The organism is Desulfospira joergensenii DSM 10085 (assembly GCF_000420085.1).
Classification (GTDB): domain Bacteria; phylum Desulfobacterota; class Desulfobacteria; order Desulfobacterales; family Desulfobacteraceae; genus Desulfospira; species Desulfospira joergensenii.
The window spans coordinates 1,044,818-1,064,629 of record NZ_ATUG01000003.1 but is presented as its reverse complement, the minus strand read 5'-3'; the positions used below and the strand labels follow the sequence as shown (position 1 = coordinate 1,064,629).

Genomic DNA, 19,812 nt, shown 5'->3' with positions numbered 1-19,812 from the left:
TTTTATTTTATGAATACATCTGCTTAATATGGAGGAGGGCTTCACCCCGGGTAAATACGAAAAATAAAGGTTACGACGGTTCGTCATGATGTAAAAAGAGCGCGGCATTGTAAGAGCCATGGGAAGGATATTTCCTTTAATGGTCCGAATATTGGTGCTGTTCTGCTTTAAAAGGAATGGAGAGCTTATGTCAGTCTTTTCAAGAATATCGCTAAAGGCGCTGCTCATCGGCGGTTTTTTGCTCTGCGCGCTTCTGACCGGATTCTCAGGGGGTGCAGGTATTTTTTCCCTTACCCAGATCGAAACCGCCATGAATGACACCGCCCGCAATGTAACCCAAAACGTTGACACCCAGAACAACCGCATCCAGCAGTTGGTCCCGGTTCGAAAATTAATTGACGGGATTATCAAGACCCGCTCCCCTGAAGAGTTGAACTCCCAGACATCGGATATGGATTCCCTTGAAAAAACCGGGGAAAAAACAGACCCGGGGATCCAGGAGATTTACGGGGCTGTAAAAGAACTGGCATCTGTAAAGGAAAAGCAGATTTCAGCCCTGACCGAGCTTAACGGGATGATGGAGAAGAACAGGGTTACCCTTGAAACCATTACCCGGCTGACCATTGATTGTGCAAAAACTTCCGTAGCGGAATCCATTGATTCCATTGAAAAGGAGACCGAGGCCATTAAAACCGGGTTCGGCAAGGTGCTGCTGAATAGAAACCCGGTTTCAGAAAAAATTGAAAATCTGGAAAAGACGCTTTCAGATGCCGGGATCATCGATTATATGGATGAGCTCATGATGGTCTCTGAGATGTCCATATCGGCTGTTCGGGCGGCCATGTCTGTGCAGTCCATGGCAAACCGGCAATTGTTTTTTATGAATGAGATCATCAATGCACCTGATCAAGCATCTCTGGACCAGGCCTCGGAGAAAATTCTGATATTAAAAGGAAATATCAACAGTGAACTGGCCGAACTGCCCGATGACCGGACCACAGAGGAGATAATTGAAAATTTAAAATTATTTTCCGGCTCCTTTGACACCATGATCCAGGCCAAAAAAAATGAAATGGATGCCCAGGAGAATTTGACGGAGAAAACAGGCAATATCGTCTTGCTCATAGATCAGGTTGAAAAAGAGGTTCTCTCCGATGGGGCAAACCTGACCGACCGTGTCACGGATACCATGGATTCCAGCGGAAAAATCATCGGGCAGTGGAAAATTTTCCAGATCGTTCTGGCGATTATCGCCATTGTTCTGGCCGTTTTCATCGGGATCTTTGTCTCCGGGATCATCACAGGCCCGGTTAAGAAAGCCATCTTCATGTTAAAGGATATTGCCCGGGGGGAAGGGGATCTCACCCTGAGGCTGGATGAGCGGGCAAAAAATGAGATCGGGGTTCTGGGGCATTGGTTTAATATTTTTATTCAACGCCTCAACGATATTATCCTGGATATCGGCGCCAATGCAGAAACGGTCACGCAAACCTCAGGAGAACTGCTTTCGGTTTCCGGGCAGATGTCCAAGGGCACTGAAGATCTTTCCGGCAGGGCCAATACCGTGGCCGCCGCATCCGAGGAGATGAGTTCAAATATGAACTCCATTGCAGCGGCAAGTGAACAGGCATCCACCAATATCGCAAGGGTCTCCGACTCGGCCTCCCGGATGAAGTCGGCCCTGGGGGAGGTTTCCATAGGCTGTGAAAAGGCCCGGGCCGTTTCCGATACCGCCTCGGAACAGGTGGATACGGCATCGAACCGGGTGATCCGCCTGGGCAATGCAGCCAAAGAGATCTCCAAGGTTACCGAGGCAATCACCGATATTGCCGAGCAGATCAATCTGCTGGCCCTGAATGCCGCCATTGAGGCGGCAAGGGCCGGGGAAGCCGGGAAAGGGTTCGGGGTGGTGGCATCGGAAATAAAAAATCTTGCCGGCCAGACCTCCAGTGCCACGGAAGACATAAAAGAGAAGATCGAGGCCATCCAGAATTCAACCTCTGATACGGTCAAAGACGTGGGAGAGATTTCCAGTGTCATGTCCGAGGTGAAAGAGATCGTAAATCAGATTGCTGCCGCCGTGGAAGAGCAGTCTTCCACGGCCTCCGAGGTTGCTGTCAATGTGGAGCAGGCATCCCTGGGAATCGGCGAAGTCAATGAGAATGTATCCCAGGCCTCCCAGGTTTCCTCAGGTATTGCCCAGGATGTTTTTACCGTGAGTTCAGTGTCGGAAGAGATGTCTGAAAGAAGCTCCCATATGGATCAAAGTGCACGGGATCTTGCAGATCTTTCCTTAAAACTGAAAAAGATGATCTCCGTTTTCAAGGTGTCGGTAAGGGATGCAGACTCCGTATAGATCCCTTCCTTAGCCCGCTTATCCTAGTGATTGGACATGTCCATAAATTGAAATGGGCTTGTCTGAGGTCCAAAAAACATCATTTTCAGATCTGATAAAGGCAGTCACCTTCCTATGGACATTTCCCGTCCGGGAATGCTATCACTTCCAGATGAATTTACAACTCAATCCACAATAGTCCAGACAGCAATAAACTGTCTGGATTCGGATAAAGAAGCTGTTCCGGGGTAAAGAGGGCTGAAAATAAGTTTGGGCCTGTCCTGATCAGGAGAAAAAAATGAGGATAGACCGGCCAGGAATATCCATGGAAATGGTTTCGTGTCATCTGATTTGACAGGGGAAAAGCAAAGGATCTTTTAAAAGTATGATCAAGTTTATCAAAGGCAGGTTTTTCTCATTAAAGCCCGACAGCCGGATGAATCTTAAACCCAGTTTCATGCTTCTTACGGCCATGCTGTTCATTGCGTCTGCCGCCGCGGTTTCATGGTCCGTCCGTACTTTGGCCGAAGGCATTATTGAAGAATGGGCCCCCCGCTTTATCACCAAGCAGGCCTTATATGACAAGAGCCGTACGATTCAGCCGATTCTGCGTGAGGTTGCCCTGTCCCGGCAGCTGGCCACTTCCCAGTTTATCAGGGACTGGGCACGCCGTCCGGATGACCCGAATCTGACAAAAAAAGCCCTCATGGAATTGGAAACCTATCGACAGAATTTTCAGGATCAAAGCTACTTTGTGGCATTCCTGAGCAATGGCCGCTACTACCACAACAATGCAGCCAATGAATACGCAGGAAAAGAATACCGCTACACCCTTGATCCCGAAAATAAGGCAGACAGCTGGTTTTACGATTTAATACGGCAAAAACGGGACATCCACATCAATGTCAACCCGGATATTGAACTGGGAATCACCAAACTCTGGATCGATATATTGATACGGGACGGGAACGATATCCTGGGGATGGCCGGCACCGGATTTGATCTGACAGAGTTTTTGAATAACGTAGTCGAGGAGAGCGAGCCCGGCATCACCAGCTTATTCGTCGATCATTCCGGTGCCATTCAGCTCCATCGGGATAAGAGATTAATCGACTTCAGCTCCATCAGTAAAAAAGAGGGGACCCATAAGACCCTTGATCTGATCTTTTCGAAAACCGAGGATAAAACCGCTGTCTATGCCGCCATGAAGGAGCTTGAGTCCGGAAAAAAAAAGGTGGCCACCACCTTTGTGGATGTCAGCGGTCACCGTCACCTTGCCGGAATCGTATATCTTCCCGAAATCGACTGGCATGAAATCACTTTAATCGATCTGGATATCGTATTGCCGATTTCCTATTTTTCAACCATATTGCTGGTCTATATTGTGACCCTGCTGATTGCCCTGGTCCTGTTCAACTTCGCCTTGAACCGGCTTGTTCTGAATCCCCTCAGTCAACTTGACCAGGCCATGGGGCAAATCGAGAAGGGCCGGAACCCGGCCGGACAGATCCAAAAGGGGGCGCGGGGTGAGGTGGGCCGCCTGATCAGCCGTTTCATGCAGATGGCACAGACCGTGTTGGCTTCCCGACGGGATCTTGAGAAAAAAGTTCAGGATAGAACGGCTGCCCTTGAACGCCTGGCACAGGTGGATCCCCTGACGGAATTGCTGAATCGGCGCGGGATGACCGAGCGGTTGAAAGCCGGGATCAATCGGGCCCAGCGGGAAAAGAGTCAGCTGGGTCTGCTCTGGCTGGATATTGACTGGTTCAAGGAGATCAATGACACCCATGGCCATGCCGTCGGGGATGAGGCCCTGAAAGCAGTAGCAAAAATTATCCAGGCCACGATCCGTTCCTATGATTTGGCTGCCCGCTGGGGCGGGGATGAATTTCTGGTGCTTCTCCAGCCGGCTGATTCCGATACCCTGGCCAGGCTGGGGAATCGCCTCTGCTCAGTCGTGGCTGCCCACCCCTTTGATCAGAAAGAGTTTTCACTGACCGTCAGCGTCGGCGGTTGTATATCCATGGAAGGCCAAAAACCGGACAGCCTGCTGCAGAAGGCAGATCAGGCTCTCTATGAGGCAAAAGCTTCGGGCCGCAATTGTTTCCGGGCCTATACCCACTCTTCCTAGAAACAAAACGATAAATTTAGTTAGAAATTTATCGTTTTTTCTGATAGATGATAAACAGTCTCAAACCATATCATCGCGCAGAATCTCTTTTTATGAAAAAGTCTTTTATTTTACATACCACGCTTGCTCTTATCTTTATATTCATAACGACGGGTCATTCCTTTGCCGGGAAGAAAACCGATACATATATTATCGGAGTTGAAAATATTAAATATCTTCCACACTATACAATAGATGGCTCTGTCTATGTTGGTTTTGCCCGTGAACTATTTGATCTTTTTGCTCAGTATGCAGATATCCACTTCAAATATCGGGCATTGCCAGTCAATCGATTATTTTCAGAGCTCGTTGAAAAGAAAATAGATTTCAAATATCCTGATAACCCCCGCTGGCATATTGACATTAAAAAAGGAAAATCGGTTGTCTATAGTGATATTGTAGAGGAATATATAGCGGGTGCCGTGGTGCTTCCTGAAAAAAAGGGTTTTGGCGTTGAAAAAGTGAAAGATCTTGGCGCGATTTTAGGTTTTACACCTCTGCCCTTTATGGATTTCATAAAAGCCGGAAAGATGAGGATCCATCCGAATCAACATTTTGACAGCTTGTTGAAGCAAGCCATTCTCGGGCGGATTGATGCGGTTTATCTTGATATAAATGTCGCTTCATACCAATTGCGCGAAATTCTCAAACAACCGGATGCCCTTGTATTTGATCCCGGCTTACCTTACTCAAAGTCCTTTTTTGTCCTCTCAACAATCAAACACCCTGAACTGATCAAAGTATTCAATCAATTTCTGGCAGATAAAAAGCTTGAGATTCATGCGTTAAAAACAGAGTATTTCGATAAAATTGATTTATCGGATTATTAAAAACATATGGCATCTGTCGATATTTTTGATTTTAGGGAGAAACATATTGTGCCGTAATTTCGCATTTTGCAAAAGATTGAATAATGTTTTTAAAGACTAGGAACTTAATGGAGTTTAAGAATAGCGTCGGCCGCAGATTAATTATCTATATTCTTCTGTTTAGTTCGGTCGTAACTTTTCTGGGAACTTCTCTGCAACTTTATGTTGAATATTCCAGCGATATAAAGTCCATACAAAAAACCTTTCAACAAATTGAATCAAGCTATCTGCAAAGCCTGAGCTCCAGCCTGTGGGCCATAGACAAACAACAGGCCGATATCTTGCTCAACGGCATTTTACAGTTACCGGATATTCAATACCTTGAAATTCGACAGAGCAGACAAGTTTTCAGCTCCGCCGGAACCCCTGAGCCGGACAAGACGATTCAACATGAATTTAAGCTTATTCACACCTATAAAGGGCAAGACAATGATCTGGGCGTCCTGACAGCTGTTGCAAGCCTGAAAGGCGTCTATACGCGGTTATTGAACAGGATCCTTATCATTTTTACCACACAGGCCGTAAAGACCTTTCTTGTATCAGCCTTTATCTTTTTCCTTTTTTATATTCTTGTTGGCAGACACCTGGTTTTTATGGCCGGCTATGTAAAAAAACTAAATTTCGAAGAATTATATACTCCTTTGAAACTGCAACGGAAACAACCAAGAAAACAAGATGAACTGGAACAACTGGTTCAATCCGTTAATGCCATGAATCAGAATCTTTTTGATCATATCCAGGCGATAAAACTGGCAGAAAGGGAAGCGGAAAAAGCAGAAAAGAGGTTAAGGAAATTGATAGAAAAATCGCCGCTGCCAATGGTGATTACAGATGAAAATCAGGCTGTTTTATTCATAAATGATAAGTTTACTGAATTGTTCGGCTATACCCTAGAGGATTTGTCATCAGCAGAAAAATGGTGGAAAACAGCCTATCCAGACAAGGCTTATCGGGAAAAGGTTCAACAATCCTGGACAGATGCAGTTGAACTTGCCCAAAAAAATAAAAAAGATATTGCAATGCAAACATGGGAGCTGACGACAAAGGAGGGATTAAAAAGGACCTGTGAATTTAATATGGTTCCGCTGGATGAAATCGGTCTGATAATAATAAATGACATTACTCACCGTGAAGCCGCACTCCTGGAAAAAGAAAAACTTGAAAAGCAGCTTCAACAGGCCCAAAAACTGGAATCAATTGGCAGACTTGCCGGTGGGGTTGCCCATGATTTCAATAATATGCTCAGCATCATTTTGGGGAATTCGGAAATCCTTTTAGAAGAGTTGGAATTGAATTACCAAGTCCTTTCAAATGTGAAAGAAATTCAAAAAGCAGCTGAACGATCTGCAAATCTCACACGGCAACTCTTAGCCTTTGCACGAAAGCAGACGATTTCCCCCAAAATCATTAATCTGAATAGGGCCATCAAGGGCATGCTGAAAATGTTGGAACGGTTAATTGGAGAAGATATTGATTTATCGTGGTGTCCTAACAAAGACATATGGTCTGTTAAAATTGATCCTTCCCAGATAGATCAGATGCTGGCCAATCTATGTGTAAATGCGAGGGATGCAATAGCGGATGTGGGTAAGGTGACCATAGAAACGGGCAACGCTCATTTTGATGAAAATTATTGCAGAGAACACCAGGGATTTAAACCTGGAGATTATGTTTTGATAGGAATCAGCGACAATGGCTGCGGGATGGATAAAGCAACTATTGAGAATCTGTTTGAACCTTTCTTCACCACAAAAAAAATAGGGGAGGGAACCGGCCTGGGTTTGGCAACCGTCTATGGCATTGTAAAACAAAACAAGGGGTTTATAAATGTGTATAGTGAACCCGGAGAAGGAACTACTTTTAAAATATATTTACCAAGATACAAGGCTCCCCGAATAGAGGGAGCTGCAATAGCGAAAGAAAAACCTCAAAAAGGATCTGAAACAATACTCCTGGTCGAAGATGAAAATTCAATTTTAAAAATGACCAAAATGATGTTGGAACGACTGGGCTACAAAGTATTGGCAGCCAATACGCCGGGTAAAGCCATAGAAATCAGCAACAGATCAGAAACACAAATCCATCTATTGATGACCGATGTTGTTATGCCTTCCATGAATGGACGCGAACTTGCCGAAACGATTTTAAAATCATCCCCTGAAATAAAATGCCTGTTTACATCGGGCTATACAGCCAATGTCATTGCCCATAGGGGGGTGTTGGATGAGGGATTGAATTTCATAAACAAACCTTTTTCAAAGCAGGATCTGTCCGTTAAAATTAGGGAGATACTGGACATAAACTAGGATTAAATTGCCAATAAATTGATCGAGGGACCAGGATTTATATCGGTTCTCAAAAGTATGTTCCAGGGGAGTAAATTTATTAGACCTTAATTTGCTGGGTTCCTGTTAGGCGATCGAATAGGGCGGAAAATAATGTATAGAATTGAATCCTCATCGGGAAGTGGCAATCCCCAGATGTAGTGATGGAGCTAAAATTGAAAATCTGAGCTTTGATAGACATAATGTGGGGTTATAAACAGGATAGCGCTTGATGTCGCGTTGAAACTTTTATTATATGATTTTTTCTATCATTTTCCACCTTGCGGTAGGTTCGAGTTTTTTATTGCGATGGTAAGTTAAGGCCAACGCAATACACTGTTTCAGTTCCTTTTTAGGAATCTTATCATTTAATTTAAAATCGATACTTCTTTTACCTCCAAAAATAAATTTGTCTGAATATCTTTCCTTCATAGCTGGAACCAAATCCGCTGTACATTTGAAGAATATTGAGTATTGATCTTTCTTTGCTTCTTTCCACGCTATTCTGATAGTGCTTCCACTTTTTGACTTGGGTGTTAAATAACTTGGTTCTCCCCATTTCAGAGTTTCTTCTATCTCTCCAACACTCTCAATTTCAGATGCTGTATCAAGTATGAGATTCCTCAAAATCAATAACTTCCTTTTGAATTTAACTGGATATGAATCGAATACAGCAGCGACTTCTGGTTTTATTTCCATTTCTACATATTTTTTCATATAACAGTAATTATGTTGCTGCACGTTTTTAAACGGATTGGACCAATATCTGTTTTTTTGTGTCCGTGGGTCAAAAACCCGAATTTATAAGTGAAACGCCTTACAAGCCTTCTTTTACATAATTCACAGATTTGTCGGCCAAGTCACAATTTGTTGTCATTTTAATGGATATATTGCATCCATATAATTTACAAGAAAAAATATTTGGTCTATATGAAATCCAAATAATGCGATTTCCGTTTGAGAAATACCCAGGTCATCAATCATGGTATCAGCGCTCATATTTTCCGATTTGAACCCAACCATCAGATGTTGTGGTCTGGCAATTATCATTGAAAGCGACTGATAATAGATAGGATGAGAAGGCTGGAGCCCACCGTGGTATAATTTCACGGTTAAGATAAATTCAGCAAAGGGGGGGCCAGCCATGGAAAAGAATAACATTACAATTGGAATGGATCTGGGGGACCAGAGCCACATAGTTGTGGTTTTAGATAAAACCGGAGAAGAAATAGAAACGGGGAGTATCCGGAATACAGAAAATTCTCTTAGAAAATTTTTTTCCCGTTATAAAAGCCCCACCGTTGCTATAGAGGCTGGTACTCATTCCCCCTGGATAAGCAGACTGCTTAACGAAATCGGTTGCACTGTTTATGTTGGTAATCCCAGAAAACTAAGAATTATTTGGGATAGCTACGAGAAATCAGATAAACGGGATGCCAGAATACTGGCGATGGTATGCCGGGTTGAACCAAGGCTTTTATGGCCGATTAAACATCGAGACAGACAGGCTTATGCAGATTTGAGTGTAATCAAAGCGAGGGATGCGTTGGTAAGAAATAGGGTTCGACTTATCACTCATATTAGAAGTGTTTCAAAAACTTGCGGTTACCGGATACCCAAATGCAGTACGGGCAGTTTTTCCAAAAGGGCACCGGAGCATATACCCAAGGAGCTAAAAGACTCTATTGAGCCGTTAATTTTAACTGTTGAAGCTGTAGAAAAAGGTTGAAAACACTGGAGATTCTTATCGTTTTGTGCTAGATTTTTCTTTAAAACAAATAGAAAAACCGCAGACCAGACAAGAGTAAAAAATGGCCAAATATAAAGACTATTCATACGATCAAGGTGTTTTCCTTCCGGTCTATTTTGACAGACAGATCCTTCCGGGCACATTCGAATATACCCTCAGTCATTTGATTGACAATGAACTGGATTTGAGTGTTTTCGACAAACGGTATAAAAACGATGATACCGGGGCTCCTGCCTATGATCCCAGGATCCTTTTAAAAATAATTCTTTATGCTTATTCAAGGGGGATCACATCCAGCCGGAAAATCTCCCAATGCTGCGAAGAAAACATTATCTTCATGGCCCTGTCCGCTCATACAAGACCTCATTTCACGACCATCGCTGATTTTGTTTCCAGCCAGGATGAAGAGGCTGTCGCTCTGTTTCAAGAAATCATCCTTATCTGCGATGAGATGAACCTGATCGGCAGGGAAATGTTTGCTGTGGACGGCTGTAAGCTGCCTTCCAATGCCTCAAAGGAATGGAGCGGCACCAAGGCCGATTTTAAGAAAAAAGCCCTTAAACTTGAAAAAGCCATAGAACATATCATTGAAAAGCACCGGCAAATCGATGACATTGAAGAGAAAAACAATATCATCGAGTCCGATGCAAAGTATATGGCAACGCTTCAAAAGCAGATTAAAAAGATCCGTGAATGGGTAAACGACAATGATGATAAACCGGGTGCCGGTAGCAAACCCATAAAGTCCAACATCACTGATAACGATTCTGCCAAAATGAAATCATCGAAAGGTTATATCCAGGGATATAACGGCCTGGCCATGGTGGACAGCAAACATCAAGTGATTGTGGGTGCCGAAGCCTATGGAAAAGGGCCAGAACAGGATTTGTTGAAACCGATGATTGAATCCACAAAGGGCAATCTGGAAGATAGTGTTTTTGAAAAGACCCTTTTGACAGCAGACAGCGGATTTCACACCAAGGACAATATGGATATGCTGGCTAAAGAAGGGATTGACGCCTATGTGGCCGATAACCGGTTCCGCAAACGAGATCCCCGGTTTAAAGATAATGACCGCTACAAAGAAAGGCATCGTAAAGAGATCGCAGGAAAACGGAAAAAATCCCAATTGTATTCAAAAGAAGACTTCTATTTTGATCCTGATTTTAAATTTTGCATGTGTCCGGCCGGAAAGCGGCTTTACCGAAGTGGCAGAGGTTTCGATACCCATGGCAATTTTGTAACGCGATTCAAGGCGCCTAAATCCGCTTGCGGCCCTTGTAAGCTCAGATCAAAATGCCTTCGTCATCCAGACAGATCTCCCAAGAGATCGGTGGCATATTTTCATAGCGGGACAAAGAACAAAGATGCCCCGGACACAGCCACGGAAAGGATGAAACAAAAAATCGACTCCGCCTTGGGTCGGATGATTTATTCCAAGCGGCTCGGGACAGTAGAACCGGTGTTTGGCCATATTCGGCATACGATAAAGTTGGACAGGTTCACTTTGAGAGGGAAAATCAAGGTTAATTGTCAATGGCTGCTGTTCTGCGCTTTGCATAATTTGAAAAAGATACATCGGTATGGTTCGATCCCAGCCACATAAAGGAAGGGCATGGGGGAACAGATCTCTCTTTATCAGAGGCTGATATTGCGGTCTTAAGAGACAGTTACAATAGCGTAATCGATTTTAACGACAGAATTAACATAGAATAATAAAAAACAAGAGGCTGAGAATAATTCCATAGCGGCAAATGACTACCGCCTAAAAATGACTTATTCTACAGACTCGTTGACCACCTGACTATAAAAATCAAAGAATTGAATCGTCAGATCAGGAAGTTGTGCGAAAAGTACCCAGAAACCCACAAGCTTCTTCAAGTTCCCGGTGTTGGCCCTGTTACTGCTTTGGCTTATGTTTTGACAATAGATGATCCCTATCGGTTCCCCAAAAGTAGACAGTTAGGAGCGTATATAGGGTTAACACCAAAGCGAGGTCAGTCTGGGAAATGCGATAAACAATTGAGGATCAGCAAAGCCGGTAATTCCTACTTGAGAGCATTACTGGTTAGTTGTGGACACTATATCATTGGTCCTTTTGGTCCTGACAGTGATCTTAGGAAATATGGCGTATCAATTGCTGCAAGAGGTGGCAAAAATGCAAAAAAGCGTGCTGCTGTTGCTGTGGCAAGAAAAATAGCGGTACTACTCCACCAGTTATGGGTTGGTGAAAAGCCATACAACCCTTTTTATAAAAGTGCAGCCGTCTGCACGGCATAAATGAAAGACGACCCTGACGCCCTGTCCAGGAGACTGCGGCTTATGTCTTGCACCGGTTATCTGCCGATAACGAAAAACGAGTGCGCCTAATAGATTGCAGCTCCTGCCGGCGGATCTTAACATGCACCGAGGTAAAGGCAAACCTCAATAAGAGTGCGAATGGAAGCGTGGCGGTATGGGTTTATGAAAATGGGGAGTTAAATACCCGCTCCAGCGGAAGCCAATCCCTTCCGACGGGCAGTGTTTGTGGTGCCCATTCTCAGGGACTGGCTTCCACTTCCGCTAACCGGGAGTGGTTATCTGAACACCCAAAAAGATGAGGTTCGTGAATCGAACACTTGACTTGCCTTCTCATGGAAGACATAAGTGTCGCTTTTAAAATTTTACTTTTCCCTGTCAACCGGTAGTCGAATAATAAAATTCGTTCCTTTTCCTGGTTCAGAAATAACGTCCATTGTACCTTTGTGATTTTTGGTGATGATAAAATAAGAAACTGACAGTCCGAGTCCTGTACCCTCCCCCACCGGTTTGGTCGTAAAAAAAGGATCAAACACCTTTAATCGGGTCTGCTCATCCATCCCTGGTCCGTTGTCCTCTATTTCTATGTTGACCATTTCAGGTTCCCCTTTACTGAAAATCCTAAGGATAAATCTTGGGAATTTAGTTTTTGCCGTCTGCATAGCCTGGGAGCCGTTGCGTAGAATATTCAACAATACCTGCTGTATTTTTGCCCCTTCACAGGAAATCATAGGCAGGTCCTTTTCATATTTTTTAACAATTTTGATTGTCTTGAAATCATATTGTTTTTTCATATTATAATCAGTGGCGGCAAGTTCAAGGATTCTGTCCATCAGTTGAATTGGATGGTGGGTTGAAAGCACGGCATTTGATTTCCTTGCAAAGCTGAGCATATTTTCTACAATTTCAGCCGCCCGCTGGCCGGATTCATTGATAGTATCGAGCATCTTAAAGATGCTTCTTTTCTCCATGAACGCCCTGATTTTTTCTATCGAGACGCCGAGTTCCTCTGCAATTTTTAGATTTGCAGGCATGTCCAAGCCTCCCAGCCTTGACTTCATCACATTGGCCGTCTGTATCATCCCAGCAAGAGGATTGTTGATTTCGTGGGCCATGCCTGCTGCAAGACCTCCCACGGACAGCATCTTCTCACTCTGGATCATCATCTCTTCTATACGCACCCGGTCGGTCACGTCATCCAGCCGGATCACTGCACCCTCCACACCGTTGGCTACCAGTGGGTAGATGGTGATATCTTCATAGCGAACCTCTTGCTCATGCTTGCGTGAAACTTTGGGGACACTGATCACCCGGCACTCCTGGATGGAGGTCTTGATGCGGTCAACTTCAGGCGCCAGATTGGGGAACACCTTGTCTATTGGCTGAGAGAGAGCCTTCTCGGAACAAATGCCGGTCACCTGCTCAGCCCGGCGATTCCACTGGGTCACTATCCCCTCGCTGTCCACCCCCACCAGCACGGAGGGCATAGAGTGGATGATATTGGATAGGTAGTTGCGCAGGCGGCGCAATTCCTCTTCGTCCTGCTTACGCTGGGTGATATCGCTGACAACGCCAACCACCCCTATTATACGCCCATCTGTGTCTCTGATAGGCGAAAAACTGTCTCTTGTCCACAAATTGGGATTATGAGGCAAGGAAGAATAGACCTCCACACTTTCGACCATTTCACCTTTCATCACTTTTCTCTGATTTTCTTCAATTGGTGAATTCTTTACAAAAGGAAAGATATCCCACGGTCGCTGGCCGAGAACCTTCTTTCTTGGGGTATCAGTGATAAGCTCCATAGCCTTATTGAAGATCGTATAGCGAAATTCACTGTCGAGGACCAGAATCCCTTCATTCATGGATTCCAAAATATTAGTGAGCAATTGTTCGCTTTCCCGCAGCCTGCTTTCATTTTGTTTGCGCTCGGTAATATCCTGAACAAAAGCCACACGGAACTCCTGGCCCTCGAATCGCATTAGATTTTGTATGACCTGAATCGAAATGAGTTCACCGCTCTTTCGCTGATGAAGGGCTTCTACTATACGAGTACCGCCCTTATTCAGAATCGCCGTGCCAGCAGCCCAATCCTCGGGGGTATATCCCGGAGCAAAGTCAAAGACCGTCATGTGGCATAGCTCTTCCTTTGTATAACCAAGACTGTTGCATCCCTGTTCATTGACATCTAGGACTTCACCGTCCTTTCCCATTATCCAAATGCCGATGGGCGCTTTGTCAAAAATGACCTTGGCAAGGCCCAGGGTTGCCAAGGTTTGTTTCCGTTCCACATCCTCTAAGGAGCAGGTTAAGGCCGCCAATCGTTTCCGCATCTCCTGCAGTTCATCAATTAGTTGAGATTTGGATTTATCTTCATCTTTCATTTCGTTGCTTCCAATAGTTCACATAGATTATAGATAGTCCTGATATGTGAATGTTGTTTGGTATGTTGCGTTATTACATTCAACTGTATAGAATAATTTTTAAAAAATCAAAAATATCTTCGATCTGGAACGAGCGTTAAAATCAGCTTCAATGAATAGTCAATACACAGTTTTTTATACTCAGCTTTTGTGTTTTTAACTGAATAAAGATTGAGGTAATCAAATGAAATTTAAAGGTTTTCTAACAACTGTTGTAAGTTTTTTTGCTGCTTTGATAGGTTTTGGGCTTAAGCATTTGCTTGATATTGAATCAGGCCACGATTTATTCGAATACAAAAATCTTTGTTTTCTTATTGCAGCATTCCTCTATTTAAGATTTTTAACTGGTTCAGTGAGCCAGCTATGGGTCGATCACTTATTTGAGGAAAAGAGATCTATATTCTTATTTTATTTTGACATATTAACCCTAATTTTAATTGGCGTATTCGCTACTTTTATGTCATATGCTGAAAATCTCAACGAATTTATCTTGTTGGGGGCGATTCTTATTGGAACAGCTATATTATGGTCTGGTCTCCATATTTTCATCCAGAAAGTTATCGTAAAAATACAATCACGAGCTAGTTGGGGAAAGGTCTGGATTCCTTTGAATATTTTTCATGAATCTATGTTTTGTTTGGCTCTATGGTATTCTTTGCGCTGGACCCTAATGAATGAACAGCCAAGGGCCTAAGATAAGCTCTGAATCTGTTTTTTAAAAAAATTAAAAAATAGAAAAACATCGCACGGGTGACTGGTTTTTATGCGCCCGGAGGGCGTGTAAAAAACAGGCAGCAGTAACCCTATGCGACCGCCTTTCGTTCTTGGTTATTATAGTAAATTTCATCTGGTGTCCAGTTGTCCAGTGACTGATGAAAGCGTTCCCCGTTGTAGTACAGGAACCATTGTGTCAGTCCTTGGCGGAGCTTCAAACCTCCTTCAAACGCCCTTAAATACAAATAGTGATACTTCAGAGTCCACCATAGCCGTTCAATGAAAATATTATCACGAAAACGACCACGGCCATCCATGCTGATCCGGATGGCGTTCTCCTTCAAGACTCCAGTGAAGGCCTCACTGGTGAACTGGCTCCCCTGGTCTGAATTGAATATTTCGGGACAACCATATTGATGTATCGCATCTTCAAGAGTGTCAATACAGAATGCCGTTTCAAGGGTATTGGAAAGCCGCCAGGATAATACTTTCCGACTATACCAGTCCATAATTGCCACAAGATACATAAAACCTTTGGCAAGAGGAATGTATGGGTGAGTAGCCCAGGGGGATCTCACCCCCAGGCTCTCTCAGAACCCGGCGTGAACCTCTCAGCTCACCGGGCTCCCATTGCCCCAGTCGGTGGCACAAAGCCTGCGCGCCAGTGAGGAAACAGGTTCCTCTGACGTTGCGCTATTTGTCCAAGCCAATGCATGGCTCGGCGTTTGTGGCCTCGTAGCCTTTTGTATTTCCGTGTTGCCCAGCGCATCAGAAATATATTCATATGATTCGCTATGGGTGCAAAGGCCGAAGGATAAAATTTACAATAATAATTCATCCATCCATTGATTACAGCCCGAAACATATGGGCCAAATCCTCAATTGACTTCTCACTCTTTAATTGAAGGCGCCAACTTCTAATGGTTTGTCTTATGGATTTTGCTGCAGATCGGCTGATTGCAGGTGTAAAATTGACAAACACGCGTCCATGGCGATCCTTCGAGCGCCTGGGTCGAAATGTATATCCCAGAAAATCGAATTGGATGGTGTCATATTCTTGATTTCGGTTGATATCTTTACAATATACAATCTTGGTTTTATCCGGATGCAATTCTAATCCACACTCTCTCATGCGTGTATCGAGTCTTTTCCGCAGATACTGGGCTTGTTTGAGGCTGCGACAATGCACCAGTGCATCATCAGCATATCTGCAGAAGGGTAACTTGGGAAAATTACGGCTCATCCACTTGTCAAATGCATAGTGCAAAAACAGGTTGGCGAGCAAAGGAGAAATAACGCCTCCTTGAGGAGTGCCTCTCTCTCTTTTTATGATCGTCCCGTCCGCCCTCTGCATTGGTGCTGTCAACCAGCGTTCAATGTAAAGTATAACCCATCTGCAGCTTGTATGGTGTCGAACTGCTTTCATCAGAAGTCCGTGGTCAATATTATCGAATAACCCCTTGATGTCGAATTCCAGCACCCAATCATGCCACCAGCAACGCTTACGGGTCACTGCGATGGCCTGATGAGCCGATTTTCCCGGCCGATAGCCGTAAGAATCATAGTGGAAATACTGTTCAAGCTCAGGTTCCAGCATTAGTTTTACTGTTGCCTGCGCTATTCGATCGGAAACGGTAGGTATACCAAGAACCCTTTCACCTCCAGACTTCTTCGGAATTGCAACCGCCTTCACCGAAGGAGGGAAATAACTCCCCGAGGACATGCGGTTCCAAATCAAATACAGGTTGTCACCGAGTGACGTCTCAAAGTCTTTGAGCGACTGTTCATCAACTCCGGCAGCTCCCCTGTTTGCCTTAACACGCTTGTATGCTTCCCATACAAGGCTTTTCGGTATATCAAATGACTTTGCCTGGGTCATCCGCTCCTCCCCTTTCGGGTTGACGAAGACTTTGGCAGGACAACCCGACCCCTTCGCTCCAGGTCCATTACAGCCCCTTCTCCGCTACTACGGGTCGGTCCGCCCCTGTACTGTGCATCGGTACTCTGGGCCTTGAGGTTTCTTCTCTTGGCCGTCTCCCTTATTATCACAGCACAGGTTCCTGCAGTTCCGCATAAGAGCCCAAACTGAGATCGCGCCATCTCTATGCCGGACACCGCCCACCCAGTAAACAGGTTTCCGATGGGCTCATCCCGGGGTAACAAAACCTCCCCGGTTTTGATGTCATCTAATGCACTTTCGACACTTGAATGATGGTTCACTGGTGTTCGCCTTCTCAGTTCATACCTGACGTGTCTATCACGCCTTTTCCCTCCACGCTCACGACAATGGCTTTTGACCAACGCCGCTGGAGGTGGTTTGAAGCCGGCCCCTGCAGGCAGACTCCGGAGGGTCGATTCCTCCATCTCTTAAGCAGCTTCTCACGCATTGGCAATGGGACCTCTGCGTTGCTGCAGCACACTGATATCCGCACACCAAACCTGATTGGGACGGTTTATTGTCAGTTTACGAAGCAAATAGGGATAGACCTTGTGCCTCGGGTGCTTCTTACTTGTTTTCGGCTTTGGATATATGGCCCGTAATCCCATTATGCTCATCAGTCTCCGGACACGCTTACGACTTATTTTATAGCCCAACCTTTGCAGAAAAGTACGCATTGATCGGCTTCCATAATTCGGGGTTTTTAAATATTGCTCATCAATCAGTCTCATCTGCTCAAGATCCAGACGACGAACTTTTTTGGGGCGGTAATATACCGAGGTTCGGCTTACCTTAAGCAGCTTACATTGTTGAACAATGCTGATCCGAGGATTATTGAAATCGACCATTTTTTTACGTTCTGTTCGACTTAAAAGTTGAGCTTTTTCGACAAAAAATCGTTTTCCACCTTTAATTTGCCAATTTGGCGGTAAAGCTCATCTACTTTGGTATCCATATGTTTTTTTTGATTCCGATTTTTATCGAACACATCTGCGGCGCCGTTAAGCAGATTCCGTTTCCAGGTGTTGATCATTGTCGGGTGGATTTCATACCGCGCTGCCAACTCGGCTACTGTTTGCTCATTTTTCAGGGCAGCCAACGCAACCTTCGCTTTGAACTCAGGTGAATACTGTTTCCGTTTCCTGGTGGTCATTGCCAACTCCTTTCATGTTAATGAATCAGAGCTTAGCACATTGTTCGGATTCTGGGGACCACCGCACTTCTGTAAATACTACCCACGGAACGCGCTCCTTTTGTTTATACTGCCTTTTCGGTGTCGGTGTATTGGCTACTTTAATTGACGTTTATTGGCAGTTGAAAAATCTTGATACTTACGGCCGTTAATAAATATCCCTCCTGTAGCGATCAAAAACCATTACTGTCAATGACCTTCAATCGTCATTCTCCAACTCTTAACGGGAATAAAGCCTTATTGTTAAATGAAATTCTCTGTCTCCACAAACTGGAAAGATCTGGGTCGGCACAGAACGGCCAATAGGAAATTTTGAAAGTTTAAATGTGCACGAGAGCTTTTGGGTAACATTTGGGTAACATTCACCAGAAAAGATGTTGTAATTTGAATTCTTTTGTTTTTATTTGCAAATATTTGCATTTTGTTCGTAACAATTTAATATTACGGAATAAACAATTTAATATGTAATGGTATTTGTCTGCATTATTTTGTATCCATTTGCTGTAAATTAGGACTCAAAATCCTTTGAGCCTTGTTGCGTTTATGACCCGCTATCTTTAAAAACATGCTCAGGATATTTCGTCTTGTGATCTTATCAAGCTGAATTTGTTATGATAGCGAGCGTGAGATTTTAGAGGGGATCTCAGGTTAAAAAGCGGGCTTCCCTAAACTTTTACTGCTCATTCAGGTGAATAAACTACCATAATCCGAACCTTAATTATGAAAAATAGCCTGAAAACCACTTTTATAAATTTGAATAGTAGGGCACAGAATTAGGTACAAAAATCAAACCGGGCACAGATTGGGCACATAAATCAAAAAAGCACTTGCAGAATTTTCTGTAAGTGCCTTATTTTACTGGTGGGCGGTACTGGGATTGAACCAGTGACTTCTACCGTGTGAAGGTAGCACTCTCCCGCTGAGTTAACCGCCCGATGTTTTTTCGTCCATCTGATCCAGATAAGAATTACTCTTTTTATCGGCTTTGGTCAAGAGAACAATTTTCCCGGGCCGGGGACAGGGGATTTTCCCCTTTACAGCCAGTATGTTACCCTTAATTTTTTCATTGGTGTTTCATGTTTTTATCCCTGGACAGACAGGGGGAAATCCTTTAGATCTATATTCTTGGTCATCGAAAAGAGGAATATGGATTCCATAAAACCAAAGAGAGCAAAGGGCTAAAATGAGCATATCTTCCATTCTCGGCATGGCCGGAACCCTTATCGGACTTGTCCGGGCCCTTCCGCAGCTTCTGCGCCTCTTGCGGTCAAGGGAAGCCCTGGGCGTATCCGTTGATACGGCAGCAACAAGCGCAATCGTCGGATTCGGATGGGCCGCCTATGGCATTTTGACTGAACAGCCCTTTGTGACCCTTGCCACAGGGGCCTCTGCTGTTGTTTTCCTTTTGATTGCCTGTTTTGCGCTGCAGTTCAGGCGTCAGCCCGCCAAGATAAGGATTGCTCCGGTCTGGTTTTTTGTTCTGGTTACCGGATTTGTTTTTGCAAAAGAGGCGGGACTCGGAATGATTCTGCCCATCAGTATTCTCGTGTCAAATACCCCTCAACTCTACCTTGCCTTTAAGGAGGAAGATCTGACGGATCTCTCCCTCGGGACATGGTTGTTCTCGGTTTCTGACGGGCTCGTATGGGGGGGATATTCTATCCTGGAACATGATTATTCCATTATGATCTTTGGTTTGTTCCAGCTGTCCACCAGCACTATGATTGTCCTGCTGAAACTGATGAACAAAAGAAAGATTCAAAACAGGTTTATATAGGCTTCATGGCCTGGAAGAGAG

14 protein-coding genes, 1 tRNA gene and 1 pseudogene are annotated in these 19,812 nt (G+C 44.3%); 9 read left to right on the top strand and 7 right to left on the bottom strand.

All coding sequences use genetic code 11. From position 1 onward, the window contains the following. Window positions 1-187: 187 nt before the first annotated feature. From F608_RS35485 to F608_RS33870, 4 genes are all read left to right on the top strand, one after another. A complete protein-coding gene (locus F608_RS35485; RefSeq protein WP_022669275.1) occupies window positions 188-2,356 on the top strand; it encodes a methyl-accepting chemotaxis protein in 2,169 nt (722 codons plus the stop codon). A 364-nt stretch (window positions 2,357-2,720) separates the two neighbouring features. Beyond that, window positions 2,721-4,466, top strand: coding sequence for a GGDEF domain-containing protein (locus F608_RS0129075; protein WP_022669274.1), 1,746 nt, complete (start codon window positions 2,721-2,723; stop codon window positions 4,464-4,466). A 92-nt stretch (window positions 4,467-4,558) separates the two neighbouring features. After that, the gene (locus F608_RS33875) at window positions 4,559-5,335 is read left to right on the top strand and encodes a type 2 periplasmic-binding domain-containing protein (RefSeq protein ID WP_022669273.1); all 777 of its coding nucleotides are present in this window, start codon (window positions 4,559-4,561) and stop codon (window positions 5,333-5,335) included. 107 nt (window positions 5,336-5,442) lie between these two features. Continuing rightward, entirely contained in the window at window positions 5,443-7,680 is a 2,238-nt protein-coding gene (locus F608_RS33870; protein WP_161626908.1) for an ATP-binding protein, read from the top strand. A gap of 270 nt (window positions 7,681-7,950) precedes the next feature. Here F608_RS33870 and F608_RS0129060 read toward each other — a convergent pair whose 3' ends face one another. Beyond that, window positions 7,951-8,415 (bottom strand): DUF1801 domain-containing protein, encoded by a 465-nt coding sequence (locus F608_RS0129060; RefSeq protein ID WP_022669271.1) that lies wholly within the window; start codon window positions 8,413-8,415, stop codon window positions 7,951-7,953. 427 nt (window positions 8,416-8,842) lie between these two features. On the opposite strand from F608_RS0129060, the gene F608_RS33865 reads away from it, so the two are divergent. From F608_RS33865 to F608_RS33860, 3 genes are all read left to right on the top strand, one after another. Further along, window positions 8,843-9,427, top strand: coding sequence for an IS110 family transposase (locus F608_RS33865; protein ID WP_051148676.1), 585 nt, complete (start codon window positions 8,843-8,845; stop codon window positions 9,425-9,427). An 82-nt stretch (window positions 9,428-9,509) separates the two neighbouring features. Then, window positions 9,510-11,054, top strand: a complete 1,545-nt coding sequence (locus F608_RS0129045) for an IS1182 family transposase (protein WP_022669269.1) — start codon at window positions 9,510-9,512, stop codon at window positions 11,052-11,054. A gap of 236 nt (window positions 11,055-11,290) precedes the next feature. Then, complete coding sequence (locus F608_RS33860) at window positions 11,291-11,728, top strand: IS110 family transposase (protein WP_051148675.1); 438 nt, start codon at window positions 11,291-11,293, stop codon at window positions 11,726-11,728. Between the two features lie 383 nt (window positions 11,729-12,111). On the opposite strand, the gene F608_RS33855 is transcribed toward F608_RS33860, so the two are convergent. Then, the gene (locus F608_RS33855; RefSeq protein ID WP_022669267.1) at window positions 12,112-14,130 is read right to left on the bottom strand and encodes a PAS domain-containing sensor histidine kinase; all 2,019 of its coding nucleotides are present in this window, start codon (window positions 14,128-14,130) and stop codon (window positions 12,112-12,114) included. 223 nt (window positions 14,131-14,353) lie between these two features. On the opposite strand from F608_RS33855, the gene F608_RS0129030 reads away from it, so the two are divergent. After that, the gene (locus F608_RS0129030) at window positions 14,354-14,863 is read left to right on the top strand and encodes a hypothetical protein (protein WP_022669266.1); all 510 of its coding nucleotides are present in this window, start codon (window positions 14,354-14,356) and stop codon (window positions 14,861-14,863) included. A gap of 142 nt (window positions 14,864-15,005) precedes the next feature. Here the strand turns inward: F608_RS0129030 and F608_RS33850 are convergent. From F608_RS33850 to F608_RS0129005, 5 genes and pseudogenes are all read right to left on the bottom strand, one after another. Continuing rightward, window positions 15,006-15,434 (bottom strand): annotated as a pseudogene (locus tag F608_RS33850) (transposase); the annotation flags it as partial. 65 nt (window positions 15,435-15,499) lie between these two features. Then, entirely contained in the window at window positions 15,500-16,762 is a 1,263-nt protein-coding gene (gene ltrA, locus F608_RS0129020) for a group II intron reverse transcriptase/maturase (RefSeq protein ID WP_022669264.1), read from the bottom strand. Between the two features lie 500 nt (window positions 16,763-17,262). Beyond that, window positions 17,263-17,670: an IS3 family transposase gene (locus F608_RS37435; protein WP_022669262.1), complete on the bottom strand. Its 408-nt coding sequence runs from the start codon at window positions 17,668-17,670 to the stop codon at window positions 17,263-17,265. Between the two features lie 20 nt (window positions 17,671-17,690). Continuing rightward, on the bottom strand, window positions 17,691-17,975 hold the full coding sequence (locus tag F608_RS0129010) for a transposase (protein ID WP_022669261.1): 285 nt from the start codon (window positions 17,973-17,975) through the stop codon (window positions 17,691-17,693). A gap of 898 nt (window positions 17,976-18,873) precedes the next feature. Then, a tRNA-Val gene (locus tag F608_RS0129005) sits at window positions 18,874-18,948 on the bottom strand. A 249-nt stretch (window positions 18,949-19,197) separates the two neighbouring features. On the opposite strand from F608_RS0129005, the gene F608_RS0129000 reads away from it, so the two are divergent. Then, window positions 19,198-19,791, top strand: coding sequence for a PQ-loop domain-containing transporter (locus F608_RS0129000; protein ID WP_022669260.1), 594 nt, complete (start codon window positions 19,198-19,200; stop codon window positions 19,789-19,791). The last annotated feature ends 21 nt before the right edge of the window (window positions 19,792-19,812 follow it).